General features: G+C 64.9%; 35 protein-coding genes. 30 read left to right on the forward strand and 5 right to left on the reverse strand.

The window, feature by feature from the left end; genetic code table 11:
* The 26 genes from tuf to metW form a co-directional block, all read left to right on the forward strand.
* Positions 1 to 902, forward strand: a 902-nt coding sequence (tuf, locus tag E3C22_RS00005; RefSeq protein ID WP_134759000.1) for an elongation factor Tu, incomplete at its 5' end; no start/stop codon positions are given.
* Between the two features lie 182 nt (positions 903 to 1084).
* A complete protein-coding gene (gene rpsJ, locus E3C22_RS00010) occupies positions 1085 to 1393 on the forward strand; it encodes a 30S ribosomal protein S10 (RefSeq protein ID WP_007066362.1) in 309 nt (102 codons plus the stop codon).
* Positions 1394 to 1419: 26 nt separating this feature from the next.
* Positions 1420 to 2145: a 50S ribosomal protein L3 gene (gene rplC, locus E3C22_RS00015; protein ID WP_134759002.1), complete on the forward strand. Its 726-nt coding sequence runs from the start codon at positions 1420 to 1422 to the stop codon at positions 2143 to 2145.
* Positions 2145 to 2765: a 50S ribosomal protein L4 gene (rplD, locus tag E3C22_RS00020; protein ID WP_134759004.1), complete on the forward strand. Its 621-nt coding sequence runs from the start codon at positions 2145 to 2147 to the stop codon at positions 2763 to 2765. Before rplC ends, rplD begins: the two co-directional genes overlap by 1 nt.
* Positions 2762 to 3055, forward strand: coding sequence for a 50S ribosomal protein L23 (locus E3C22_RS00025; RefSeq protein WP_134759006.1), 294 nt, complete (start codon positions 2762 to 2764; stop codon positions 3053 to 3055). The genes rplD and E3C22_RS00025 overlap by 4 nt, the downstream gene beginning before the upstream one ends.
* Positions 3056 to 3077: 22 nt before the next feature.
* Entirely contained in the window at positions 3078 to 3914 is an 837-nt protein-coding gene (gene rplB, locus E3C22_RS00030) for a 50S ribosomal protein L2 (protein ID WP_134759008.1), read from the forward strand.
* 12 nt (positions 3915 to 3926) lie between these two features.
* Positions 3927 to 4205 carry a 30S ribosomal protein S19 gene (rpsS, locus tag E3C22_RS00035; RefSeq protein ID WP_134759010.1) on the forward strand — a complete coding sequence of 93 codons (279 nt, stop codon included), beginning with the start codon at positions 3927 to 3929 and terminating at the stop codon, positions 4203 to 4205.
* A 3-nt stretch (positions 4206 to 4208) separates the two neighbouring features.
* Complete coding sequence (gene rplV, locus E3C22_RS00040; protein WP_134759012.1) at positions 4209 to 4598, forward strand: 50S ribosomal protein L22; 390 nt, start codon at positions 4209 to 4211, stop codon at positions 4596 to 4598.
* Between the two features lies 1 nt (position 4599).
* Positions 4600 to 5307: a 30S ribosomal protein S3 gene (rpsC, locus tag E3C22_RS00045; RefSeq protein WP_134759014.1), complete on the forward strand. Its 708-nt coding sequence runs from the start codon at positions 4600 to 4602 to the stop codon at positions 5305 to 5307.
* 28 nt (positions 5308 to 5335) lie between these two features.
* Complete coding sequence (gene rplP, locus E3C22_RS00050) at positions 5336 to 5749, forward strand: 50S ribosomal protein L16 (RefSeq protein WP_134759016.1); 414 nt, start codon at positions 5336 to 5338, stop codon at positions 5747 to 5749.
* 12 nt (positions 5750 to 5761) lie between these two features.
* Positions 5762 to 5962, forward strand: coding sequence for a 50S ribosomal protein L29 (gene rpmC, locus E3C22_RS00055; protein WP_134759018.1), 201 nt, complete (start codon positions 5762 to 5764; stop codon positions 5960 to 5962).
* Between the two features lie 11 nt (positions 5963 to 5973).
* On the forward strand, positions 5974 to 6228 hold the full coding sequence (gene rpsQ, locus E3C22_RS00060; protein WP_134759020.1) for a 30S ribosomal protein S17: 255 nt from the start codon (positions 5974 to 5976) through the stop codon (positions 6226 to 6228).
* Positions 6229 to 6293: 65 nt separating this feature from the next.
* Positions 6294 to 6662, forward strand: coding sequence for a 50S ribosomal protein L14 (gene rplN, locus E3C22_RS00065; protein ID WP_134759022.1), 369 nt, complete (start codon positions 6294 to 6296; stop codon positions 6660 to 6662).
* A gap of 14 nt (positions 6663 to 6676) precedes the next feature.
* The gene (rplX, locus tag E3C22_RS00070) at positions 6677 to 6991 is read left to right on the forward strand and encodes a 50S ribosomal protein L24 (RefSeq protein WP_134759024.1); all 315 of its coding nucleotides are present in this window, start codon (positions 6677 to 6679) and stop codon (positions 6989 to 6991) included.
* A complete protein-coding gene (gene rplE / locus E3C22_RS00075; protein WP_134759026.1) occupies positions 6984 to 7547 on the forward strand; it encodes a 50S ribosomal protein L5 in 564 nt (187 codons plus the stop codon). Before rplX ends, rplE begins: the two co-directional genes overlap by 8 nt.
* A gap of 34 nt (positions 7548 to 7581) precedes the next feature.
* The gene (rpsN, locus tag E3C22_RS00080) at positions 7582 to 7887 is read left to right on the forward strand and encodes a 30S ribosomal protein S14 (RefSeq protein ID WP_134759028.1); all 306 of its coding nucleotides are present in this window, start codon (positions 7582 to 7584) and stop codon (positions 7885 to 7887) included.
* A 12-nt stretch (positions 7888 to 7899) separates the two neighbouring features.
* Positions 7900 to 8298, forward strand: coding sequence for a 30S ribosomal protein S8 (gene rpsH, locus E3C22_RS00085; RefSeq protein WP_134759030.1), 399 nt, complete (start codon positions 7900 to 7902; stop codon positions 8296 to 8298).
* Between the two features lie 143 nt (positions 8299 to 8441).
* Positions 8442 to 8975, forward strand: a complete 534-nt coding sequence (gene rplF / locus E3C22_RS00090) for a 50S ribosomal protein L6 (protein ID WP_134759032.1) — start codon at positions 8442 to 8444, stop codon at positions 8973 to 8975.
* 9 nt (positions 8976 to 8984) lie between these two features.
* Positions 8985 to 9347, forward strand: coding sequence for a 50S ribosomal protein L18 (gene rplR / locus E3C22_RS00095; RefSeq protein ID WP_134759034.1), 363 nt, complete (start codon positions 8985 to 8987; stop codon positions 9345 to 9347).
* 106 nt (positions 9348 to 9453) lie between these two features.
* Positions 9454 to 10038, forward strand: a complete 585-nt coding sequence (gene rpsE / locus E3C22_RS00100) for a 30S ribosomal protein S5 (RefSeq protein ID WP_134759036.1) — start codon at positions 9454 to 9456, stop codon at positions 10036 to 10038.
* Between the two features lie 40 nt (positions 10039 to 10078).
* Entirely contained in the window at positions 10079 to 10282 is a 204-nt protein-coding gene (rpmD, locus tag E3C22_RS00105; protein WP_134759038.1) for a 50S ribosomal protein L30, read from the forward strand.
* Positions 10283 to 10388: 106 nt separating this feature from the next.
* Positions 10389 to 10877: a 50S ribosomal protein L15 gene (rplO, locus tag E3C22_RS00110; RefSeq protein ID WP_134759040.1), complete on the forward strand. Its 489-nt coding sequence runs from the start codon at positions 10389 to 10391 to the stop codon at positions 10875 to 10877.
* 321 nt (positions 10878 to 11198) lie between these two features.
* A complete protein-coding gene (gene secY / locus E3C22_RS00115) occupies positions 11199 to 12542 on the forward strand; it encodes a preprotein translocase subunit SecY (RefSeq protein ID WP_134759042.1) in 1344 nt (447 codons plus the stop codon).
* On the forward strand, positions 12539 to 13186 hold the full coding sequence (locus E3C22_RS00120) for an adenylate kinase (protein ID WP_134759044.1): 648 nt from the start codon (positions 12539 to 12541) through the stop codon (positions 13184 to 13186). The genes secY and E3C22_RS00120 overlap by 4 nt, the downstream gene beginning before the upstream one ends.
* Before the next feature lie 98 nt (positions 13187 to 13284).
* Positions 13285 to 14505 (forward strand): homoserine O-acetyltransferase MetX, encoded by a 1221-nt coding sequence (gene metX / locus E3C22_RS00125; RefSeq protein WP_134759046.1) that lies wholly within the window; start codon positions 13285 to 13287, stop codon positions 14503 to 14505.
* A gap of 50 nt (positions 14506 to 14555) precedes the next feature.
* On the forward strand, positions 14556 to 15173 hold the full coding sequence (gene metW, locus E3C22_RS00130; protein ID WP_167591638.1) for a methionine biosynthesis protein MetW: 618 nt from the start codon (positions 14556 to 14558) through the stop codon (positions 15171 to 15173).
* Positions 15174 to 15244: 71 nt separating this feature from the next.
* Here the strand turns inward: metW and E3C22_RS00135 are convergent, their stop codons facing one another.
* The 4 genes from E3C22_RS00135 to E3C22_RS00150 form a co-directional block, all read right to left on the reverse strand.
* Positions 15245 to 16237 (reverse strand): sensor histidine kinase, encoded by a 993-nt coding sequence (locus E3C22_RS00135; protein ID WP_134759048.1) that lies wholly within the window; start codon positions 16235 to 16237, stop codon positions 15245 to 15247.
* A gap of 214 nt (positions 16238 to 16451) precedes the next feature.
* The gene (fghA, locus tag E3C22_RS00140; protein ID WP_134759050.1) at positions 16452 to 17294 is read right to left on the reverse strand and encodes an S-formylglutathione hydrolase; all 843 of its coding nucleotides are present in this window, start codon (positions 17292 to 17294) and stop codon (positions 16452 to 16454) included.
* A 62-nt stretch (positions 17295 to 17356) separates the two neighbouring features.
* The gene (locus E3C22_RS00145; protein WP_134759052.1) at positions 17357 to 17830 is read right to left on the reverse strand and encodes a GNAT family N-acetyltransferase; all 474 of its coding nucleotides are present in this window, start codon (positions 17828 to 17830) and stop codon (positions 17357 to 17359) included.
* An 8-nt stretch (positions 17831 to 17838) separates the two neighbouring features.
* A complete protein-coding gene (locus E3C22_RS00150; RefSeq protein ID WP_134759055.1) occupies positions 17839 to 18948 on the reverse strand; it encodes an S-(hydroxymethyl)glutathione dehydrogenase/class III alcohol dehydrogenase in 1110 nt (369 codons plus the stop codon).
* 619 nt (positions 18949 to 19567) lie between these two features.
* Between E3C22_RS00150 and E3C22_RS00155 the strand changes: the two genes are divergently transcribed.
* The gene (locus E3C22_RS00155) at positions 19568 to 21271 is read left to right on the forward strand and encodes a metallophosphoesterase family protein (protein ID WP_134759057.1); all 1704 of its coding nucleotides are present in this window, start codon (positions 19568 to 19570) and stop codon (positions 21269 to 21271) included.
* Between the two features lie 103 nt (positions 21272 to 21374).
* A complete protein-coding gene (locus E3C22_RS00160) occupies positions 21375 to 21845 on the forward strand; it encodes a GreA/GreB family elongation factor (RefSeq protein WP_134759059.1) in 471 nt (156 codons plus the stop codon).
* A gap of 63 nt (positions 21846 to 21908) precedes the next feature.
* Here E3C22_RS00160 and E3C22_RS00165 read toward each other — a convergent pair whose 3' ends face one another.
* Positions 21909 to 22715 (reverse strand): class I SAM-dependent methyltransferase, encoded by an 807-nt coding sequence (locus E3C22_RS00165; RefSeq protein WP_134759061.1) that lies wholly within the window; start codon positions 22713 to 22715, stop codon positions 21909 to 21911.
* Positions 22716 to 22893: 178 nt separating this feature from the next.
* Between E3C22_RS00165 and gloB the strand changes: the two genes are divergently transcribed.
* Together gloB and E3C22_RS00175 are read left to right on the forward strand one after the other, a co-directional pair.
* The gene (gloB, locus tag E3C22_RS00170; protein ID WP_134759063.1) at positions 22894 to 23664 is read left to right on the forward strand and encodes a hydroxyacylglutathione hydrolase; all 771 of its coding nucleotides are present in this window, start codon (positions 22894 to 22896) and stop codon (positions 23662 to 23664) included.
* A complete protein-coding gene (locus tag E3C22_RS00175; protein ID WP_134759065.1) occupies positions 23664 to 24116 on the forward strand; it encodes a cupin domain-containing protein in 453 nt (150 codons plus the stop codon). Before gloB ends, E3C22_RS00175 begins: the two co-directional genes overlap by 1 nt.
* Positions 24117 to 24123: the final 7 nt, after the last annotated feature.

Raw genomic sequence — 24123 nt, forward strand, 5'->3', positions numbered from 1 at the left:
CGCAGATGGACGGCGCGATCCTGGTCTGCTCGGCGGCCGACGGCCCGATGCCGCAGACGAGAGAGCACATCCTGCTCGCCCGCCAGGTCGGCGTTCCGGCGATCGTCGTGTTCCTCAACAAGGTCGACCAGGTCGACGACGAGGAACTGCTCGAGCTGGTCGAGCTCGAGGTTCGCGAGCTTCTGTCGTCCTACGAGTTCCCGGGCGACGACATCCCGATCATCAAGGGCTCGGCGCTGGCCGCCCTCGAAGATAGCAACAAGGAGATCGGCGAGGACGCGGTGCGGGCGCTGATGAAGGAAGTCGACGCCTACATCCCGACGCCCGAGCGTCCGATCGACCAGCCGTTCCTGATGCCGATCGAGGACGTCTTCTCGATCTCCGGCCGTGGCACGGTGGTGACCGGCCGCGTCGAGCGCGGCATCGTCAAGGTGGGCGAGGAAGTCGAGATCGTCGGCATCCGCGACACCAAGAAGACGACGGTGACCGGCGTCGAGATGTTCCGCAAGCTGCTCGACCAGGGCCAGGCCGGCGACAACATTGGCGCTCTGATCCGCGGCGTCGACCGCGACGGCGTCGAGCGCGGCCAGGTGCTGTGCAAGCCGGGTTCGGTGAAGCCGCACACCAAGTTCAAGGCCGAGGCCTACATCCTGACCAAGGAGGAGGGCGGCCGCCACACGCCGTTCTTCACCAACTACCGGCCGCAGTTCTACTTCCGCACGACGGACGTGACCGGCGTCTGCACGCTGCCCGAGGGCACCGAGATGGTGATGCCGGGCGACAACGTGACGATGGACGTCACGCTGATCGTGCCGATCGCGATGGAAGAGCGCCTGCGCTTCGCGATCCGTGAAGGTGGCCGCACCGTCGGCGCCGGCATCGTCGCCGCGATCGTCGAGTAGGAAACGCGTCTTCGGCCGGCGCGCCGGGGCCCCTTGCGGGCCGCAAGCGCCGGCCGTTTCGTCCCTTCCTTGAAGGGGCGGGCGGGAGAAGCTTCCCGCGCTCGATTTGGCTGATGAGAAGAATGACAAGCGCTCGGAAAAGGGCTGGCTTGCCGGTCGCTTCCGACAGAGGACAATAGAACATGAACGGCCAGAATATCCGCATCCGTCTGAAGGCGTTCGACCACCGGGTCCTCGACGCTTCGACGCGCGAGATCGTCTCGACGGCCAAGCGCACGGGCGCGAATGTGCGCGGACCGATCCCGCTGCCGACGCGCATCGAGAAGTTCACCGTCAACCGCTCGCCGCACATCGACAAGAAGTCGCGCGAGCAGTTCGAAATGCGCACCCACAAGCGGCTTCTCGACATTGTCGATCCGACGCCGCAGACGGTCGATGCGCTGATGAAGCTCGACCTCGCCGCCGGCGTCGACGTCGAGATCAAGCTCTGATCAGAGCACGGGAAGGATAACGCCCCATGCGTTCAGGTGTGATTGCACAGAAGGTCGGCATGACCCGCGTCTACAACGACGCCGGCGAGCATGTTCCGGTCACCGTCCTGAAGGTCGAAAACCTTCAGGTCGTCGCCCAGCGGACCCGCGAGAAGAACGGCTACACCGCCGTTCAGCTCGGCGCCGGTCTCGCCAAGGTGAAGAATACGTCGAAGGCCATGCGCGGCGTGTTCGCCCAGGCCTCCGTCGAGCCCAAGCGCAAGCTCGTCGAGTTCCGCGTCTCGGAAGACAACATGATCGACATCGGTGCCGAGATCACCGCCGATCATTTCGTCCCCGGCCAGATCGTCGACGTGACCGGGACCTCGATCGGCAAGGGCTTTGCCGGTGCGATGAAGCGGCACAATTTCGGCGGCCTGCGGGCCACCCACGGCGTGTCCGTGTCGCACCGTTCGCACGGTTCGACCGGTCAGCGCCAGGATCCCGGCAAGGTCTTCAAGAACAAGAAGATGGCCGGCCACATGGGCCAGGTTCGGGTGACCACCCAGAACCTCGAGATCGTTCGCACCGACCCCGAGAAGGGCCTGATCCTCGTTCGCGGCGCCGTGCCGGGTTCGAAGGGCGGCTGGATCGAGGTCCGCGACGCGGTGAAGGCTTCGCTGCCGGACAACGCGCCGAAGCCGGCTGCGCTGCGCCAGGCTGCGAACGATGCGGCTCCGGCCGAAGCGAGCGAAGCCGAGGGGGCTGAGTAATGGACATCACGATCAAGAGCCTCGACGGCAAGGATGCCGGCAAGGTGACGCTGGCGGACGAGATCTTCGGTCTCGACCCGCGCGAGGACATCCTGCAGCGGATGGTTCGCTGGCAGCTCGCCAAGCGTCAGCAGGGCACGCACCAGTCGCTCGGCCGCGCCGAGATCGCCCGCACCGGCGCCAAGCTGTACCGGCAGAAGGGCACCGGCCGGGCCCGTCACGGCTCGGCGCGCGCGCCGCAGTTCCGCGGCGGCGGCAAGGCCCATGGCCCGGTCTCGCGTGACCACTCGCACGAGCTTCCGAAGAAGTTCCGGGCGCTGGCGCTGAAGCATGCCTTGTCGGCCAAGGCGAAGTCCGGCGGCATCGTCGTCGTCGACGAGCTGAAGGCGGCCGACGCCAAGACCAAGGCGACGGTGAAGCGTTTTGCCGATCTCGGTCTTGCCAATGCGCTGATCATCGGCGGCTCTGAGCTCGACGAGAACTTCTCGCGCTCGGCCCGCAACATTCCGCACATCGACGTCCTGCCGGTGCAGGGCATCAATGTTTACGACATCCTGCGCCGGCAGACGCTGGTCCTGTCGAAGGCCGCAGTCGAGGCTCTCGAGGAGCGGTTCAAATGATCGATCTGCGCCATTACGACGTGATCACCTCGCCGGTGATCACCGAGAAGTCGACGCTTCTTTCGGAAGCGAACCAGGTGGTCTTCAACGTGCCGGGCACGGCGACCAAGCCGCAGATCAAGGCGGCGGTCGAGAGCCTCTTCGGCGTCAAGGTCACCGCCGTGAACACCCTCGTCCGCAAGGGCAAGGTCAAGCGCTTCAAGGGCCGGATCGGCCGTCAGAGCGACCAGAAGAAAGCCGTCGTGACCCTGGCCGAGGGCCAGTCGATCGACGTCTCGACCGGACTCTGAGCGGGACCGGAGGAATAGGCAGATGGCACTGAAGAATTTCAAGCCGAACACGCCGAGCCAGCGCCAGCTGGTCATCGTCGACCGTTCGGGCCTGCACAAGGGCAAGCCGGTCAAGCACCTGACCGAGGGTCTGTCCCAGAAGGGCGGGCGCAACAACACCGGCCGCGTTACCGCCCGCTATCAGGGCGGCGGCCACAAGCGGACCTATCGCGTCGTCGACTTCAAGCGTCGCAAGCTGGATGTCGCGGGCACGGTGGAGCGGCTCGAATACGATCCGAACCGCACCGCCTTCATCGCGCTGATCCGCTATGAGGACGGCGAGCTCGCCTACATCCTGGCGCCGCAGCGTCTCGCCGCCGGCGACACGGTGATCGCCGGCCTGTCGGGCGTCGACGTGAAGCCGGGCAACGCGATGCCGCTTTCGGCGATCCCGGTCGGCACCATCATCCACAATGTGGAGATGAAGCCGGAGAAGGGTGGCCAGATCGCACGCTCCGCCGGGGCCTACGCACAGCTCGTCGGCCGCGACCAGGGCATGGCGATCCTGCGCCTCAACTCGGGCGAGCAGCGTCTCGTGCCGTCGTCGTGTTTCGCGACGGTCGGTGCCGTGTCGAACCCCGATCACGGCAACATCAATCTCGGCAAGGCCGGCCGGACGCGCTGGCTCGGCAAGCGGCCGCATGTTCGCGGCGTCGCGATGAACCCGGTCGACCATCCGCACGGCGGTGGTGAAGGCCGCACCTCGGGCGGCCGCCATCCGGTCACCCCGTGGGGCAAGCCGACCAAGGGCAAGCGCACGCGCCAGAACAAGTCGACCGACAAGTTCATCATGCGCTCGCGCCATCAGCGCAAGAAGTAAGGGAAACTTTCAATGGCACGTTCTGTCTGGAAGGGCCCGTTCGTCGATGGCTTTCTTCTCAAGAAGGCCGACAAGGCCCGTTCGAGCGGTCGCAACGACGTCATCAAGATCTGGACCCGGCGGTCGACCATCCTGCCGCAGTTCGTCGGTCTGACCTTCGGCGTCTACAACGGCTCCAAGCACATTCCGGTCTCGGTCAACGAGGACATGATCGGACACAAGTTCGGCGAGTTCGCACCGACCCGCACCTATTACGGCCACGGCGCCGACAAGAAGGCGAAGAGGAAGTAAACCATGGGCAAGGCGAAAGCCGAGCGTCGGCTTGCGGATAACGAGGCGAAGGCGGTTGCCCGCTCGATCCGCGTCAGCCCGCAGAAACTCAATCTCGTGGCTCAGCTGATCCGCGGCAAGAAGGTCGACCGGGCTCTCGCCGATCTGACCTTCTCGCGCAAGCGGATCGCCGAGACGGTCAAGAAGACGCTGGAAAGCGCCATCGCGAACGCCGAGAACAACCACGACCTCGACGTCGACGCCCTCGTCGTCGCCGAGGCCTATGTCGGCAAGTCGATCACCATGAAGCGCTTCCACGCCCGCGGCCGCGGCCGCGCGAGCCGTGTCGAGAAGCCCTTCGCGCATCTGACGATCGTCGTGCGCGAGGTCGAGGAAATCGAGGAGGCCGCATAAGATGGGTCAGAAAATCAATCCGACCGGTCTTCGGCTCGGCATCAACCGCACCTGGGATTCGCGCTGGTTCGCGAACAAGGGTGAGTACGGCCAGCTCCTCCACGAGGACCTGGAGATCCGTCGCTATCTGATGGACGAGCTGAAGCAGGCGGCGGTCTCCAAGATCGTCATCGAGCGTCCGCACAAGAAGTGCCGCATCACGATCCACTCGGCGCGTCCGGGCATCGTCATCGGCAAGAAGGGCGCCGACATCGAGAAGCTCCGCAAGAAGCTTTCCTCGATGACCAAGGCCGAGACGCACATCAACATCGTCGAGGTGCGCAAGCCCGAGATCGACGCGACGCTGGTCGCCCAGTCGATCGCCCAGCAGCTGGAGCGCCGCGTGGCCTTCCGCCGGGCGATGAAGCGGGCCGTCCAGTCGGCGATGCGCCTCGGCGCCGAGGGCATCCGCATCAATTGCGGCGGCCGTCTCGGCGGCGCCGAGATCGCCCGTACCGAATGGTACCGCGAGGGCCGGGTGCCGCTGCACACGCTGCGCGCCGACATCGACTACGGGACTGCCGAGGCGAAGACCGCCTACGGCATCTGCGGCGTCAAGGTCTGGATCTTCAAGGGCGAGATCCTCGAGCACGACCCGATGGCCGCCGAGCGCCGTCAGGTCGAGGGTGACAGCCAGGGCAGTGGCGGCCGTCGCCGCGAGCACGCCTGAGCGCCCATAAGAATTCGGAGTTGGATGGATGCTGCAGCCAAAGCGTACGAAGTACCGGAAAGCGTTCAAGGGACGCATTCACGGTACCGCCAAGGGTGGAACGGCTCTCAATTTCGGCGCCTATGGCCTGAAGGCCGTGGAGCCGGAGCGGGTCACCGCCCGCCAGATCGAGGCGGCCCGCCGCGCGATCACCCGTCAGATGAAGCGTCAGGGCCGGGTGTGGATCCGGATCTTCCCGGATCTTCCGGTGACGTCGAAGCCGACGGAAGTCCGCATGGGTAAGGGCAAGGGCTCGGTCGACTATTGGGCGGCCCGGGTTCACCCCGGCCGCGTGATGTTCGAGATCGACGGCGTGCCCGAGGATATCGCCCGTGAGGCGCTGCGGCTCGGTGCCGCCAAGCTTCCGGTGCGCACGCGCTTCATTCAGCGCATCGCGGAATAAGGAGAGTTTGACGTGAAAGCTTCCGACGTCAGATCGATGACCCAGGACGAACTCACCGACGAGCTCGCCAAGCTGAAGAAAGAGCAGTTCAACCTGCGTTTCCAGCGGGCCACGGGTCAACTCGAGAACACTGCGCGCGTGCGCCAGGTCCGTCGCGACATCGCCCGGATCAAGACGATCGCACGCGCCAAGGCGGACACCGCCAAGGCCTAAAGGACCAGAATATGCCGAAACGCATCCTGCAGGGGACGGTGGTCTCCGACAAGAACGACAAGACGGTGGTGGTGCTGGTGGAACGCCGTTTCGCCCATCCGCTCCTGAAGAAGACCGTGCGCCGGTCGAAGAAGTACAAGGCGCACGACGAGAGCAACGCGCACAAGGTCGGCGACATCGTCTCGATCGAGGAGTCGCGGCCGATCTCGAAGGACAAGAGCTGGATCGTCGTTTCCAGCGCGTCGACGACGCAAGCAGCAAGTTGAACGAATGCGCCGGCCCGCCCAGACATGGGACGCGTCCGGCGGCAAGCTTTTGAAGGCGGTCTGACATGATTCAGATGCAAACAAACCTCGACGTCGCCGACAATTCTGGCGCCCGTCGTGTCATGTGCATCAAGGTGCTGGGCGGCTCGAAGCGGAAATACGCCTCGGTCGGCGACGTCATCGTCGTGTCCGTCAAGGAGGCGATCCCGCGCGGCCGTGTGAAGAAGGGCGACGTGATGAAGGCCGTGGTGGTTCGTACCGCCAAGGACATCCGCCGCGCCGACGGTTCGGTGATCCGCTTCGACAAGAACGCTGCGGTTCTCATCGACAACAAGAAAGAGCCGATCGGCACGCGTATCTTCGGCCCGGTTCCCCGCGAGCTTCGCGGCAAGAACCACATGAAGATCGTGTCGCTCGCCCCCGAAGTTCTTTAAGAGGAGAGCGGACGATGCAGAAGATCCGCAAAGGCGACACCGTCGTCGTGCTCGCCGGCAAGGACAAGGGCCGGTCGGGTGAAGTCATCAAGATGATGCCGAAGGACGATCGCGCTTTGGTGCGCGGCGTCAACATGGTCAAGCGCCATCAGCGCCAGACCGCTTCGCAGGAAGCCGGCATCATCACCAAGGAAGCACCGATTCACCTGTCGAACCTGGCGGTCGCCGACCCGAAGGACGGCAAGGCGACCCGGATCGGCTTCAAGACTCTCGAGGACGGCACCAAGGTGCGCGTCGCCAAGCGTTCGGGGGAAGAGATCAATGGCTGAAGCCGCCACCTACGAGCCTCGCCTCAAGCGCGTCTATCGCGAGGACATCCGCAAGGCCCTGCAGGACCAGTTCTCCTACGAGAACGGCATGCAGGTTCCGCGCCTCGACAAGATCGTCATCAACATGGGCGTCGGTGAAGCCACCGGCGACTCCAAGAAGCCTTCGGTCGCCGCCGAGGACCTCGCCAGGATCGCCGGTCAGAAGCCGGTGATCACCCGCGCCGGCAAGTCGATCGCCGGTTTCAAGGTCCGCGAGGGCATGCCGATCGGCTGCAAGGTGACGCTGCGCCGCGAGAAGATGTACGAGTTCCTGGATCGGCTGATCCAGATCGCTCTGCCACGCGTGCGAGACTTCCGGGGCCTCAACCCCAAGAGCTTTGACGGCCGTGGCAACTTCGCCATGGGCATCAAGGAGCACATCGTGTTCCCCGAGATCAACTACGACAAGGTTGATCAGATGTGGGGCATGGACATCATCGTTTGTACGACGGCCAAGTCGGACGAGGAAGCGCGCGCCCTTCTCAAGGCGTTCAACTTCCCCTTCCGAGCCAACTGACGCTAGTAACGGCAGACGAGCAAAGGACGACAAAATGGCCAAGAAGGGCATGATCGAACAGAACAAGCACCGCCAGAAGATGGTGGCGAAATTCGCCGCCAAGCGGGCTGCTCTGAAGGCGATCACCAAGAATGCCGACGCTTCCATGGAGGAGCGTTTCAAGGCGCAGTTGCAGCTCGCCGAGCTGCCGCGCAACGGTTCGAAGGTCCGCATCCGCAATCGCTGCGAAGTGACCGGTCGGCCGCGCGCCTATTATCGCAAGCTCAAGATGAGCCGTATCGCACTCCGGGAACTCGGCAACAACGGCCAGATCCCCGGCATCGTCAAGTCGAGCTGGTAAGGAGGCTTCGTCATGTCTTTGTCTGATCCGCTTGGCGACATGCTGACGCGCATCCGCAACGCGGTCCTGCGCAACAAGTCCTCGGTCTCGACCCCGGCCTCGAAGCTGCGCGGCCGTGTTCTCGACGTCCTCAAGGACGAGGGATACATCCGCGGCTACACCCAGACCGAATTCGAAAACGGCAAGTCCGAATTCGAGATCGAGCTGAAGTACCACGAGGGCCAGCCGGTGATCCGCGAGATCGGCCGCGTCTCCAAGCCCGGCCGCCGCGTCTACGTTTCGGCGAGGACGATCCCGCAGGTCGCCAACGGCCTCGGCATTTCGGTTCTGTCGACGCCGAAGGGCGTGATGGCCGATCACGCCGCGCGCGAACAGAACGTCGGCGGCGAGATTCTCTGCCGGGTCTTCTGACGCGGCGAAAATCGTGCCATAGGACGGGCGCTCGCGAACCCTGAAGGTTCGCCGGTCGCCCGTCGGCATTTTGAGCAACGCATGGTATGTCGCCTCTCAAAGGGCAGATGGCAGCCGTGCACGAAACGGACAGGGTTTCGAAGATGTCCCGTATTGGAAAGAAGCCGGTGGCCATTCCCGATGGCGTCACCGCCTCGGTGGACGGCCAGACCGTCAAGGCCAAGGGCCCGAAGGGCGAGCTTGCCTTCGTCGTCAATGACGAAGTGCTGGTGAAGATGGAAGACGGGGCGGTCAAGGTCGACCCGCGCGATCAGTCGAAGGTTGCCCGCTCCAAGTGGGGCATGTCCCGCACGATGATCGAGAACATCTTCGCCGGCGTGAAGACCGGTTTCGAGAAGAAGCTCGAGATCAACGGCGTCGGCTATCGTGCCGCCATGCAGGGCAAGAACCTGCAGCTGTCGCTCGGCTTTTCCCACGAGGTCGTCTACCAGACGCCCGAGGGCATCTCGATCGCCGTGCCGAAGCCGACCGAGATCGTCGTGACCGGCATCGACAAGCAGCGCGTCGGCCAGGTCGCCGCGGAGATCCGCGAGTATCGCGGACCCGAGCCCTACAAGGGCAAGGGCGTGAAGTACGCGGCCGAGAAGATCGTCCGCAAGGAAGGCAAGAAGAAGTAAGGTCCCGTCATGGCTACTCCTAAGGAATCGCTGCGGCGCCGTGCTTCGCGGATCCGCCGCTCGCTCAAGAAGGTCGCGAACGGCCGCCCGCGTCTGTCGGTGCACCGCTCGTCGAAGAACATCTACGCCCAGGTCATCGACGACGAGGCGGGCCGCACGCTGGCCTCCGCCTCGACGCTCGAGCCGACCCTGCGCAAGGATCTGAAGACCGGCGCCGATGTGGCCGCGGCCACCGCCGTCGGCAAGCTCGTCGCCGAACGTGCCAAGGAAGCCGGCGTCACCGACGTGGTTTTCGATCGCGGCGCCTTCATCTATCACGGCCGGGTCAAGGCCTTGGCCGATTCGGCCCGCGAGGCCGGCCTGAACTTCTGATCGGGCAGGACGACATTCCGACGGCGTGAGAGCGCCGCCGTTTCGCCCGGCCGCCACGATACGGCCGTTCCCATGGACGCCTCCGGAAAAGAACAAGGACTAGGATATGGCGCCTCGTAACGATCGCAATGATCGCCGTGACGATCACGACGACGGTTTCGTCGACAAGCTCGTCCACATCAACCGCGTCGCGAAAGTCGTGAAGGGCGGCCGCCGCTTCGGCTTCGCCGCTCTCGTCGTCGTCGGCGACCTCAAGGGCCGCGTCGGCTTCGGCCACGGCAAGGCCCGCGAAGTGCCCGAGGCGATCCGCAAGGCGACGGAAGCTGCCAAGCGCGACCTGATCTTCGTGCCGCTGCGCGACGGCCGCACGCTGCACCACGACGTCTCCGGCCGCCACGGCGCCGGCAAGGTCATCCTGCGCACCGCCGAGGCCGGTACCGGCATCATCGCCGGCGGCCCGATGCGCGCCGTCTTCGAGGCGGTCGGCATGCATGACGTCGTCGCCAAGTCGCTCGGCTCGTCGAACCCCTACAACATGGTTCGCGCCACCTTCGACGGGCTGAAGAACGCCACCCATCCGAAGGACGTGGCTGCCCGTCGCGGCATCAAGTATTCGACGCTGCAGGCCCGTCGCCAGCACACCCACGGCGCGGCATCCGCCGGCGCCGATGAAGCCGCCGCGGCGGAATGATCTGGCCGGCCTTCGTGCCATCGTTTGAAGGAGCCTGAGCATGGCCAAGAACACTCCCGCCGGCAAGACGGTGACCGTCGAGCAGATCGGCAGCCCGATCCGCCGTCCGAGGGATCAGCGTCAGACGCTGGTCGGCCTCGGCCTCAACAAGATGAATCGTCGCCGCACCCTGGAGGACACTCCCGCGGTGCGCGGCATGATCGCCAAGGTCCAGCACCTCGTTCGCGTCGTCGACGAGGCCTGAGCTTTCGCCGTCGCGGTCAAGCGCCTGACGCGGACCGCTCAACCCTTTTGCCAGGTCGCCCGCGTGGGGCCCTTAGCGGCTCCCGGCGCGGCCAAGGAGAAAAGACATGAAACTCAACGAGCTTTCCGATCTGGACGGCGCCACCCACTCGCGCAAGCGGGTGGGCCGCGGCATCGGTTCGGGCAAGGGCAAGACCGGCGGGCGCGGCGTCAAGGGCCAGAAGTCCCGGTCGGGCGTTGCCGTCAACGCCTTCGAGGGCGGTCAGATGCCGCTCTACCGGCGCCTGCCGAAGCGCGGCTTCGTCAACATCTTCGCCAAGAAGTTCAACACCGTCTCGGTTGGGCGCCTGCAGCAGGCGATCGACGCCGGCAAGCTGGACGCCTCGGCGCCGGTCGACGTGGCCGCGTTGGTCGCTGCCGGCGTTGTCCGTCGCCCGAAGGACGGCGTTCGCCTCCTCGGCGATGGCGAGTTGACCGCCAAGCTCACCCTCACTGTCGCCGGCGCTTCAAAGTCAGCGGTCGAGAAGGTCGAGAAGGCTGGCGGTTCGGTGACCGCCACGGTCGTCCGGAAGTCGGAAGAGACCGCCGAGGCTTGAGGCTTCGGGACGTCGTGAACGGATAGGGCCGGTTCGGCCCTCCCGTTGATCACGCCTTCGACATGATCGGAGCGGGCCGGTGATCGGCCCTGAACGCCTGCCGCTCCGAGACGGCGGTGGCCAACCCATGGCCGCCGCAAAACAGGGCAGGGCCCCCGCTGAACGCGCCGTTCCCGTCAGGGAGGAATTGGGCGCTTGCGTGGCAAAGCTCTCCCGACTATCTGACGGGTCTCGGCAAAGGGTCCGTCTCAAGCCCGAGTCCGGTCGGGCGCCTGATGCGCTTCTCGGCCGAATGCGGGACAACCCGGGGAGCTCCTCGTCATGGCATCGGCTGCGGAACAACTTGCCGCGAACCTGAACTTTTCGGCCTTTTCCAAGGCCGAGGACCTGAAGAAGCGCATCTGGTTCACCCTCGGCGCTCTCCTCGTCTACCGCCTCGGCACCTACATTCCGATGCCCGGCATCGACCCGGCCGCGCTCGCCCGCGCGTTCCAGCAGCAGTCGACCGGCATTCTCGGCCTGTTCAACATGTTTTCCGGCGGCGCCGTTGGCCGCATGGCGATCTTCGCCCTCGGAATCATGCCCTACATCTCCGCCTCGATCATCATCCAGCTGATGACGTCGGTCGTTCCCTCGCTCGAAAACCTCAAGAAGGAAGGCGAGCAGGGCCGCAAGGTCATCAACCAGTACACCCGCTACGGCACGGTGCTGCTTGCGACCTTCCAGGCCTACGGCATCGCTGCCGGCCTCGAGACGCAGGCGGGCATCGTCGTCGATCCGGGCTGGTTTTTCCGCGTCTCGGCGGTGATCACCCTCGTCGGTGGCACCATGTTCCTGATGTGGCTCGGCGAGCAGATCACCTCGCGCGGCATCGGCAACGGCATCTCGCTGATCATCTTCGCCGGCATCGTCGCGCATCTGCCGGCGGCCGTCGCCAACCTTCTGGAACTCGGCCGCACCGGCGCGCTGTCGACGGCGGTCATCCTGCTCGTCATCGTCGTCGCTGTGGCCTGCATCGCCTTCATCGTCTTCGTCGAGCGCGCCCAGCGGCGACTCCTGATCCAGTATCCGAAGCGACAGGTCGGCAACCGGATGTTCCAGGGCGACACCTCGCACCTGCCGTTGAAGCTCAACACCGCCGGCGTCATCCCGCCGATCTTCGCCTCCTCGCTTCTGCTCCTGCCGGTGACGGTGGCGAATTTCGCCGACACCTCGCAGCTGCCGGACTGGGCGACGGCGATCGTCGCGTCGCTTGGCCACGGCCAGCCGCTCTATATGCTGTTCTATGCGGGCCTGATCGCGTTCTTCGCCTTCTTCTACACCGCGGTGGTCTTCAACCCGACCGATACGGCCGACAATCTGAAGAAGCATGGCGGCTTCATTCCGGGCATCCGGCCGGGTGAACGGACGGCGGAATATATCGATTATGTCCTCACCCGCATCACGGTCATCGGCGCGATTTATCTTGTCTTGATCTGTCTTTTGCCCGAGTTTCTGATTTCGGCTGCGGGCGTCCCGTTCTATCTCGGTGGAACCTCGCTGCTCATCGTCGTTTCCGTGACGATGGACACCGTGGCGCAGATCCAGGGTCACCTGCTGGCCCATCAGTACGAAGGCCTCGTCAAGAAGGCGAAGCTCAGAGGGGGGAGACGCGGAGCAAGATGAAGCTGATATTGCTGGGTCCGCCAGGTGCGGGGAAGGGTACGCAGGCGCAGCGTCTGGTGACGCGACACGACATCCCGCAGCTTTCGACGGGAGACATGCTGCGGGCGGCCGTTGCTGCCGAAACCGAAGTCGGCCTGAAGGCGAAGGCCATCATGGATGCCGGCAATCTCGTGCCGGACGAAGTGGTCAACGCCATCGTCGCCGACCGGATCGCCGAGGAGGACTGCTCGGAAGGCTTCATCCTCGACGGCTATCCGCGCACGCTGAAACAGGCCGATGCGCTCGAGGCGCTGCTCGAAAAGCGCGGGCAGCATCTCGACCACGTCATCGAGCTGAAGGTCGACGACGACATCCTGGTGAAACGGGTCTCGGGGCGGTTCTCCTGCGCCAATTGCGGCACGGTCTATCACGACGAGGACAAGCTGCCGAAGGCGGAAGGCGTCTGCGACACCTGCGGCTCCACGGAGTTCAAGCGTCGCCCGGACGACAACGCCGAGACCATGCGCTCGCGGCTGCGGACCTACTACAAGGAAACCTCGCCGCTGGTCGGCTACTACTATTGCAAGCGGACGCTCCGCTCCATCGACGGCATGGCGCCGATCGACGATGTGACGGGGAGCATCGAAGAGGTCCTGAAGGGCTGACCCCAACGCTTCGGCGGCCGGGGCCTTGAAGGTTCCGGCCGAAACGCCGAGGCCAGCCTTTCCCGCACCGTCGTCCCGCTTCGCGAGGACGGATCGAGATGAGGGGCGAAACCACCACCGTGACCGCGCCGATCAATGCCGACACCGTGCGGGCCGCCGCGACAAGCGACGCCGGCAACCGCGAGGCGCTGGATCCTTCGAGCCCGGTGGCGGTGTTCGGCAAGGACGAGCCGCTGCATCTCGACGCCGGCATCGACCTGTCGCCGCTGCAGATCGCCTACAACACCTATGGCGAACTCAACGCCGAGCGCACCAACGCCATTCTCGTCTGCCACGCGCTGACCGGCGATCACTACGCCGCCAGCCGCTCGCCGGTGACCGGCAGGCCCGGCTGGTGGTCGTCGATCATCGGCCCCGGCAAGCCGATCGACACCGACAAGTATTTCGTCATCTGTTCCAACGTCATCGGTGGCTGCCTCGGCTCGACCGGGCCGGCCTCGATCAATCCGGAGACGGGCGAGCCCTATGGCCTTTCCCTGCCGGTGATCACCATCCGCGACATGGTGCGGGCGCAGGCGATGCTGGTCGAGCGGCTCGGCATCGACACGCTGTTCGCGGTGATCGGCGGGTCGATGGGCGGCATGCAGGTGCTGCAGTGGACCGTCAGCTATCCGGACAAGGTCTTCGCGGCGCTGCCGATCGCCACCGGTGCGCGCCACTCGGCCCAGAACATCGCCTTCCACGAGGTCGGCCGCCAGGCGGTGATGGCCGATCCCGACTGGCAGGGCGGGCGCTATTTCGCCCATGGCAAGCGGCCGGTGAAGGGCCTTGCCGTCGCCAGGATGACGGCGCATGTCACCTATCTCTCGGAAATGGCGCTGCAGCGCAAGTTCGGCCGCAATCTGCAGGATCGCGAGGCCTTCGGCTTCGGCTTCGACGCCGACTTCCAGATCGAGAGCTATCTGCGCCACCAGGGCATGACCTTCGTCGACCGGTTCGACGCCAACTCCTATCTCTACATGACGCGGGCGATGGACTATTTCGACATCGCCGCGGACTATGGCGGCTCGCTGGCGAAAGCCTTCCAGAACGCCCAAACACGCTTCTGCCTTGTCTCATTCTCCTCCGACTGGCTGTTTCCGACCGAGGAGAACCGCGCCGTCGTGCACGCCCTCAACGCCGCCGCCGCCTCCGTCTCCTTCGTCGAGATCGAGACCGACCGCGGCCACGACGCTTTCCTTCTCGAGGAGCCGAACTTCTTCGCCGCCATCGACGGCTTCGTCTCGTCGGCGGCGCGGGCGAGGGGGCTTTCCTCGTGACGCTGTCGGCCGATACGCGCGCCCACGGGCCGACGGCGACGAGCGAGACGGTGACCGCGACGCCGGCAGGCATCCGCCTCGACCTCGAGGTGATCGCCGATCTCGTCGCGCCGCATTCGCGTGTCCTCGATATCGGCTGCGGCGACGGCGCGCTCCTGCAGCTGATGCAGACACGCAGGCAGGTGGACGGGCGCGGCGTCGAGCTCAGCCAGGCCGGCGTCAACGAATGCGTCGCCCGCGGCCTTTCGGTGATCCAGGGCGATGCCGACCGCGACCTCGTCCACTATCCGGACGACGCCTTCGACTATGTCATCCTCTCGCAGACCATCCAGGCGACCCACAATCCCAAGGTCGTGCTCTCCGAGCTGCTACGGATCGGCCAGCGGGCGATCGTCTCCTTTCCGAATTTCGGCCACTGGACGATCCGCTATGCCGTCGGCCTGCGCGGCCGCATGCCGGTGACGCGGAACCTCGCCCATGCCTGGTACGAGACGCCGAACATCCATTTCTGCACCATCCGCGACTTCGTGGCGCTCGCCGACGAACTTGGCGCGACGGTCGAGACGGCGATCGCCATCAATGCGACCGGCCAGAAGATGGGCATGAAGATGCCCTGGTGGTTCTGGAACCTCTTCGGCCAGCAGGCGGTGTTCGTGCTGAGGCGGTAAGTGTCGGCCGCTGCGCTCGCGCCCATGGATCGCTGCTAAGCGATGCGCGCTCGGCGAGCGGCGACGACACTCTATGGCAGGAAGGTGAATTCCTGGCGGGTGCCATCGGCGCCGCTTTTGGTTTCGAGCGTGCCGTTCGCCTGTGCGGTGAGGCCGCGGATCAGGCGCATGCCGAGCGAGCCGGGCCGGCCCTCGCCGGTCATGCCCCGGCCATTGTCGCTGACGACCAGATGATAGGCGCCGTCCTGCCTGCGGAAGCGGACGCGGATCTCGCCGCCGCCTTCCGGCTCGAAGGCGTGCTTGATGCTGTTGTTGACGACTTCGTTGACCAGAAGGCCGACCAGTATCGCCCGGTCGCGCGGCATGTCGACCGCTTCGGTATCGCAGAGGATCTGCACGTTGCGGGCCGAGCCGATCGACGAGGCCAGCGCCTTGCACAGTCCTTCGAGATAGACGCGCATGTCGACGGCGCCGGTATAGTCGGCGTCGTGATAGAGGAATTCATAGGCCTGGGCGAAGCTTTCCACCCGCCCCAGCGCAGCGTTCAGCTCCTGCTTGGCGTCGTCGCTGTCCGTCGCGGAGACCTGCAGCCGCAGTACCGAGGCGATGGAGGCGAAATTGTTCTTCACCCGGTGCTGCAGTTCGAGGAGCAGCGCGTCCCGGTCGGCGAGGGCGTTGCGGACGGCGCGCCGGAACAGCTCCGCCAGCGCGACGACGAAATAGCCGGCGAGCATGTTGGCGATCACCCGCGGCCCGTCGGCGGCGGCGATGAACTGGAAGCTGCCCTGGATCGGCAGGACGAAATACCAGGCATAGAGGGAAGAGATCGTCTCGGTGATCGCCCCGCAGAGCCAGCGGCCGAACAGCGTCGCGACCAGTACGGCGGGGATCGTCAGAGCGAAGGGGCCGGCGCCCGGCAGGAACAGGTCGGCGAAGAAGCGCAGGCCGATGGAGACGCCGCTGCAGACGATGGCGAATAGGATCTGCGTCGCGACGACCGGAAGGAGATGCGCGGCCTTCTGCGGCAGGTCGACATGCGTCAGACGCTTGATTCCAAGCCGCAAGCTGACACTCCCCGCCACGACACCTGCCGGAATCGTTAGGCAATGTCGCCGGCAATTGCCACCGCTTTCATGAATGCCGGCAATGGTTTCGCGGCGCCGACCGGCCCGATTGCGACCGACAGTGGCGAATGCGCCACGCTCCTCGCGTCGACACGGCAGAGCGGCCGAGCGAAGCGAGGAGGTCCGCTCCCGCTTCGCCCGCAATTGGTTGGCTTTAGCCGAGCCGCTTGGCGTGCCAGGCGAGGTGATCGGCCATGAAGCTCGAGATGAAATAGTAGCTGTGGTCGTAGCCTTCCTGCATCCTCAGGGTCAGGTCGATCCCGGCGGCGCGGCAGGCCTGTTGGAGGAGTTTCGGCTTCAACTGGCCGTCGAGGAAGTTGTCGGCGGTGCCCTGATCGACGAGGAGGGCGTCCACCCGGGCGCCGTCCTCGATCAGTGCCACCGCGTCGTGCTTTCGCCAGGCGGCCTTGTCGTCACCGAGATAGCCGGGCAGGGCCTTCTCGCCCCAGGGAACGACGCCGGGCGCGACGATCGGCGCGAAGGCAGAGACGGCCTTGTAACGCTCGGGGAAGGTCAGGCCGATGGTCAGCGCACCGTGGCCGCCCATCGAATGGCCGAGGATCGACTGGCGGCTCATGTCGGCCGGGAAATTCTCGGCGACAAGGGCGGGCAGTTCCTCGGTGACATAGGACCACATGCGGTAGTTTTTGGCGAAGGGCTCCTCGGTGGCGTCGACATAGAAGCCGGCGCCGAGGCCGAAGTCATAGGCCCCCTCGGCATCGTCCGGCACGCCTTCGCCGCGGGGCGAGGTGTCCGGCGCGACGAAGATCAGCCCGAGTTCGGCGCAGGCCTTCCTGAACTCACCCTTTTCCGTGACGTTGGCATGGGTGCAGGTGAGGCCGGAGAGGTACCAGACCACCGGCAGCTTCGCGCCTTCGGCATGGGGCGGCACATAGACCGAAAAGGTCATGTCCGTGCCTGTCTGCTGGGAAGCGTGTCTGTAGACGCCCTGGACGCCGCCATGGGCGCGGTTGGTCGATAGGGTTTCGAGAGACATTTGTTCTCCTCCGTGGATACCGGTGCCGCCGGCCGCGGCGATGCCACGGGACCGGCGGGATGTCAGGGGTGATCTTTCGGCGGCTCGGCCGGGCGGCGCATGTCGAGATGCGGGATATCGTCTTCCAGATAGATCTTCGAGACCGGAAGAAAGCCGTGACGGCGATAGAAGCCCTCAAGATGCGCCTGGGCGGAGAGGTCCACTTGCGCGCCGGGGAAGCGCTCCGCGCAAAAGCGCAGCGCTTCCTCCATCATGGCGTGGCCGAGCCCGGTGTCGCGATGGGCCGCCGCCGTGGCGATCCGGCCGATCCTCGCGCGATGCTCCAGCGCCTGCGGCGCAAACAGCCTGAGGCAGCCGGCGAGGTCGCCGCCGACGAAGCGCCGCAGATGCAGCGCCTCCGGATCACGGCCGTCGATCTCGGCGAAGGCGCAGGCCTGTTCGACGACGAACACGTCCATGCGCAGCTTGAGAAGATCGTGGACCTCCCGCCCGCTCAGTGCATCGAACGTGGTCCAGCGCCACTCGCCTTCGGCCATGGGCAGCCTCAGTAGACGACCACCGAGCGGATCGACTTGCCCTCATGCATCAGGTCGAAGCCCTTGTTGATCTCTTCCAGGCTGAGGGTGTGGGTGATCATCGGGTCGATCTGGATCTTGCCGTCCATGTACCAATCGACGATCTTCGGCGTATCGGTGCGGCCTCTGGCGCCGCCGAAGGCCGAGCCCTTCCAGACCCGGCCGGTGACCAGCTGGAACGGCCGGGTGGAGATCTCCTTGCCGGCTTCCGCCACGCCGATGACCACCGAGACGCCCCAGCCTCTGTGGCAGGCTTCGAGCGCCTGGCGCATGACGGTGGTGTTGCCGGTGCAGTCGAAGGTGTAGTCGGCGCCGCCGCCGGTGAGTTCGACGAGATGGGCGACGATGTCGCCATCGACGCTCTTCGGATTGACGAAGTGCGTCATGCCGAAGCGCTCGCCCCAGGCCTTCTTGTCGTCGTTGAGATCGACGCCGATGATCTTGTCGGCACCCACAAGCTTGGCGCCCTGGATGACGTTGAGGCCGATGCCGCCGAGGCCGAAGACGACGACGTTGGCGCCCGGCTCGACCTTCGCCGTGTTGACGACGGCGCCGACGCCGGTGGTGACGCCGCAGCCGCAGTAGCAGCTCGTCTTGAAGGGTGCGTCCTCGCGGATCTTGGCGACGGCGATCTCTGGCAGGACGGTGAAGTTCGAGAAGGTCGAGCAGCCCATATAGTGGTAGATCGGCTGGCCCTTGTAGGAAAACCGGGTCGTGCCGTCCGGCATCAGCCCCTTGCCCTGGGTGGCGCGGATCGCCGTGCAGAGATTGGTCTTGCCGGAGAGGCAGGACTTACACTGCCGGCATTCCGGCGTGTAGAGCGGAATGACGTGATCGCCGGGCTTCACGGAGGTGACGCCGGCGCCGACCTCGCGCACGATGCCGGCGCCCTCATGGCCGAGGATCGAGGGGAAGAGACCTTCCGAATCGAGACCGTCCAGCGTGTAGGCGTCGGTGTGGCAGATGCCGGTCGCCATGATCTCGACGAGGACCTCGCCCTGCTTCGGGCCTTCCAGGTCGAGTTCGACGATTTCGAGGGGTTTCTTCGCCTCGAAGGCGACGGCTGCGCGGGTTTTCATGCGTCGGATTCTCCTGCCGGGTGCCACGAACGCTTGCTAGCGGCTCCGGCCGGCAAAGAAAATCCCGGACGGGCGAGAAAGCGCTGGGAGGCGCGGATTATCAGTTGTGCAGCGACTTAGTTTTGCATCTAAATCTCGATCGGGCCAGAGAGTGGAAAGTTTCTTCGCAAACGAAAGGTTTGCAGCTCGCCAAAAATCTGATGCGAATGCACTAGCGTTGTAGAAGCAAATGTGTGCATCTTTCAATTGCGCTTCTGCATGCGAGAAATCCTCGGTCGTGTATCGTCATACGAATGCTGTCCTTAATTACAGCCGGCAATTCGAAAGGGCTTTCGATGTTCGATGGAGTTACCTATGTCGATCCGTCCTATGATCCTATCATTCATGAAGGTCGGGATAGTGCAACCGTTGTTGTGATGAACGCCGGTCCGGCGGTGGTCAGACTAATGTCGTGGCCGCAAACTAAACCGGAGGGTGGACCCGACGTTGATATGCAGATTTGGCCCGGCAATAGCCGTTCGATTAGTGGTTCCCTTATCCGGGCGCAACTCGACGGACGGGGGCTGTATCATGTGCCACCCTCTGGCCCCTTCGCTGCATTGGGGTGGAGGGTCGTAAAATGATGGACCCAAAACGCGGCGCCTCGGTGGATTGGCAGCAACTCATCATCGTCCACGTGTCGGACATGCATTTCGGCGAGAAGCACAGGTTCGACCCGCCGCCCGGTGACAATGGCCAACGTGGCCCGCGGGAGGGGTTCCCAAAACTCGAAGAGTCGATACTGAAAGACCTCGGGAGCCTGATCCGCCAATCAAGCGCGGAGGGATTGGCGGACCCGAACGCCTTCGCAAGCCCGGCCAACGCACCGGTTCGTGTCATTTTTGTCCTGACCGGCGACTTCACTGAGACGGGAGCTGAGACGGAATACGACCAGGCCCGAAGATTTCTCTCCGCATTGCATGGCGCTACGGTGTTCAACTGGCGGATACAGTCGCGCGACATCTTCATGGTTCCAGGCAACCACGACGTTCGATACAGCGAGGAGCACTACGTTGACCGCTGGCATAGCTACTGCCGGTTTTATCGTGGCCACCTGGACGCACTGCACAAAGAGGAGAGCGCAACTGCGCTTGGTGGCGGCCACGCGCCCCCTCCGGCCCCAATGTACTTCAACGAAGAGAAGCCGCACCTGCTCTCTCGCGTCATTGACCAGTCTGACCAGGGATTGATCGTCGCCGAGATCAATTCATCGGCCTACGTGCAAAGGGGTGAGCCGGGGGAGAGACGGGGGGAGGTGGACCATAGTTCTATCGCCAATTTACGCGCAGGCCTGCACGAGCTTGGTGAGGCGGAGCAGGGCAGCGCTATCCGGATTGCACTGCTCCACCACCATCCGGTGTTACTGCCCGGCTTGGCCGAGGCCAGGCGAGGTAATGACGCGGTCGGCTACGGCGACATGCTCTTGAACCTGTTGCGGGACGAGGAATTTCAGCTCGTGCTGCACGGGCACAAGCACGTGCCATACATATTCCTCTTCGATGCCGAACTCGCCTGGGCAACAGAACGCGTGCGCCCGATCGTGGTGGTCGCAGGGGGTAGCGCCGGGAGCACAGAGCTGCCTCAGACGGACGGTGCGAAGAACACGTATAACTTAATCAGTCTGAGATGGCACGGGCCGGCCCGGCAAGCCCGAATCCATATCGAGACGCGTGGCTTGGTTCTAAAGGACTCGCGAAATCAAGACCTGCCGGCGCCGGAGTGGCATTGGCGTAGGCTGGCGGTGGACGACCGCGTTATCAGTCGACCCTCGCCCAGCGGTAAGGATCGGGCCTACTTCCGGCCGCGCGGTGACGAGGACCAGCCCTTCGAAGCGTTGCGCGCCGAGGCAATCGGCAATTGTCGACGCAATTTTCCCGCGATTGAGGTATTCCCAACTTTCCATCCGGGGCAGGGGTTCGAAGCGCGAGTTTGGATCGAAGCGCAGGAAAAGCAAGGCAGGGATTTCCCGGTCCGCGTCGAGTGGTCGGCCGGTCCCTATTTTCCGAAGATAGCTGTCTGCCACGTCGAGGATGATCCGCAGTTTCGAGCCCGTTTCGCCTATTACGGACCCATGCTGATTCAGGCTCGGATGTACTGGCGAGATAGCACCTACTCCATCGCGTACGTCTTTGCGCACTATCCCAGACGCGACGTTGAGGTCGAAGGCGCACCTCAATCGGTTCGGCCAGATTGGTCGGCTTTCAAAAACCGTGCAGAATCGGCAGGATCCCTGCCATCAACTCGTAGGTGCCTTCGACGAAAATTCCCGGAAGTGCAGTTCTAACGCCTCTTTGTAACATGCGGCATGACTGAAATGCGACCAGGCCGCCCTATATACCACTGATTGCGGGAGTCATTCCGCCAGCCAGCGTAACGAGAGAGCATCGATGAGCGTCGCATTCGTCAAGGAGCCGAACGAGGATCAGGTCGAGGGCCTGCCGGAGCGCGATCTCGGGACGGATCCGAATTTCGTCACCGAGCGCGGCCTCGCTCAACTCGACGCCGAGATCGTCAAGGGCGAGGCGGCGCTGGAGGAGGCGCGGGAAAAGGGCGACAAGATCGCCATGGCGCATGTCAACCGGGACATGCGCTACTGGCGGGCCCGGCGCTCGACCGCGCAGCTGACGATCCCGGAAGACGACACCGAGGTCGTGCAGTTCGGCCACCGCGTCGAGATCCGCCGGGACGACGGCAAGGTGTTGAGCTACCGGATCGTCGGCATCGACGAGGCTGACCCGACCGAAGGGCTGATTTCCTATCTCTCGCCGATCGCACGGCAGATGATCGGCAAGGAAGAGGGCGACACGTTTCGCGCCGGCGCGCATCAGGCCGAAATCACCGCGGTCAGTCTCGACTGAACGGGCGAGCCGCGAAATGGCGGATACCGAGGCGTCGCGTTGGTCTTCAGCGCGATGCCGCCCTCAGGCTTCCGGCTTGACCATCCTTGCCCCGACGCCGGCGCCGGCCGGCACCAGCACCGGCTTCATCACCTTGCGCTCCTTGGCGGCGGACGCGACGGGAATGCCACGATAGACCTGCTTGACCGCCTCGATCACCACGACGCCGGCAAAGAGCGGCCAGAACTTGCGGCCGATCCGCTCCAGCGCCGGCGCGAAGCCGACCAGCGAGCGGCGCTCGAAGGGCGGAAACAGCAGCGCCTCGCTCCAGCCATGCGGCGTGAAGCTCACCGATCGCAGGAGCCGGGTCAGCTGACCCCGCGACCATGGCCGGCCGGAGCCGAAGGGCGTGTGCTCGAACCTTGCCCAGATGCCGCGCCGGTGCGGCACGACGACGACGAGGCTGCCGCCCGGCGCCAGCACCCGCCAGGCCTCGGCGAGCAGCGCCTCGGGGCTTTCGGCGAATTCCAGCGCATGGACCATCAGGATGCGGTCGATCGAGGCGTCGCCGAGCGGCAGGTCCTCGATACCGACGAGCGCGGTCCTCAGCGGTGCGGCGAGCGGCCAGCGCTCGGCGCCCTGCGCCGCCGGCATGAAGGCGAGCGAGCGCTCGCAGTCGGTGCCGAAGCGCGCCAGATAGGGCGTCGCATAGCCGAGCCCGAGCAGCCGCTCTTCCGAGATCGGCCGCCAGATCGGGATCAGCGCGACCGAAATGGAGCGGGTCGCCGCCACGCCGAGAGGCGAGGCGTAGAAATTGCACAGATCGATGATGTCGGCATTGGTCGACAGGGCGTCGTCTCCAAAGGTTTCAGCTCGGGCGCTGCTTCCCATATAAGACCAAGGTCGGCTGGCTCGAAACCGTCGCATATCAATTTCGGCGCTCGATGCGGTGATCCGCGGACGAGCGGTCTTGTCGCCGCCCGGCGACGACGTCGAAGCCGCGGCCACCCGGACGCCCCGCCGACAGGCGGGGCCGACATGCGCCCGCAACGCCCAGCCGGAGGGAATCATGGCATCCTTCGAGATCAGACAGTTCATGTGCCGGACCGACAATTTCGGCGTCCTCCTGCATGAGAAGGAGACCGGCACGACAATTTCCATCGACGCGCCGGAGGAGGGGCCGATCCTCGCCGAGCTGGAAAAGGCCGGCTGGACGCTGACCCACATCCTGACCACCCACCACCATGGCGACCATGTCGCGGGCAACGAGGCGCTGAAGGCCCGTTTCCACGCCGAGATCGTCGGCCCGGAAGAGGAGCGGATGAAGATCCCCGGCATCGATCGTGCGGTCTCGGGCGGCGAGACGATCGACGTCGGCGGCGTGACCGTCGAGGTGATCTCGACGCCGGGCCACACGCTCGGCGAAGTCTCCTACTATCTGCCGGAGGCGCAGGCGCTGTTTGCCGGTGACGCGCTTTTCTCGCTCGGCTGCGGCCGGCTGTTCGAGGGCGATCCGGAGATGATGTGGGGCTCGATGCAGCGGCTACGGGTGCTGCCGGGGACGACGATGCTCTATTGCGGCCACGAATATACGGCGACGAATGCCAAATGCGCGCTCTCCGTCGACCCGGAGAACCTCACCTTGAGGGAGCGGGCGAAGGAGGTGGACGATCTGCGGCGAGGCGGCCGGGCGACCTTGCCCGTGCTGCTCGAGCGGGAGAAGAAGACCAATCCGTTCCTGAGGGCCGACGATCCGGGCCTCATGGCCGCGATGGGGATGGAAGGCGCCGCGCCGGTGGACGTCTTCGCAGCGATCAGAAAGAAGAGGGATCAGTACTGATGAGTTCAGCCGCGCTCAAGATCGTCAGGAGTCTCGAAATGAAGCCGCACCCCGAGGGCGGCTGGTATCGCGAGACCTTCCGGGACGAGCGTACCGACAAGGGCGGCCGGTCCTGCTCCACCGCCATCTACTATCTGCTCGAAGCCGGCGAGACGTCCGAGTGGCACCGGGTCAACGACGCCGCCGAGGTCTGGCACTGGTATGGCGGCGCGCCGCTGGTGATAACCATCTCCGAAAACGGCCACGATGCCTCCGCCCATCGCCTCGGTCCCGACATCGAGGCCGGGGAGCGGCCGCAATTCGTCGTGCCGGCCGGCTGCTGGCAGACCGCCACCTCGCTCGGCGAATACACCCTCGTCGGCTGCACGGTGGCACCGGCCTTCGACTTTGCCGGTTTCGAAATGGCCCCGAAGGACTGGCGGCCGACGCCGCGCAAACCCGGCGGCAATTGAGCCCGGC

The organism is Jiella endophytica (assembly GCF_004519335.1).
Taxonomy (GTDB): domain Bacteria; phylum Pseudomonadota; class Alphaproteobacteria; order Rhizobiales; family Rhizobiaceae; genus Jiella; species Jiella endophytica.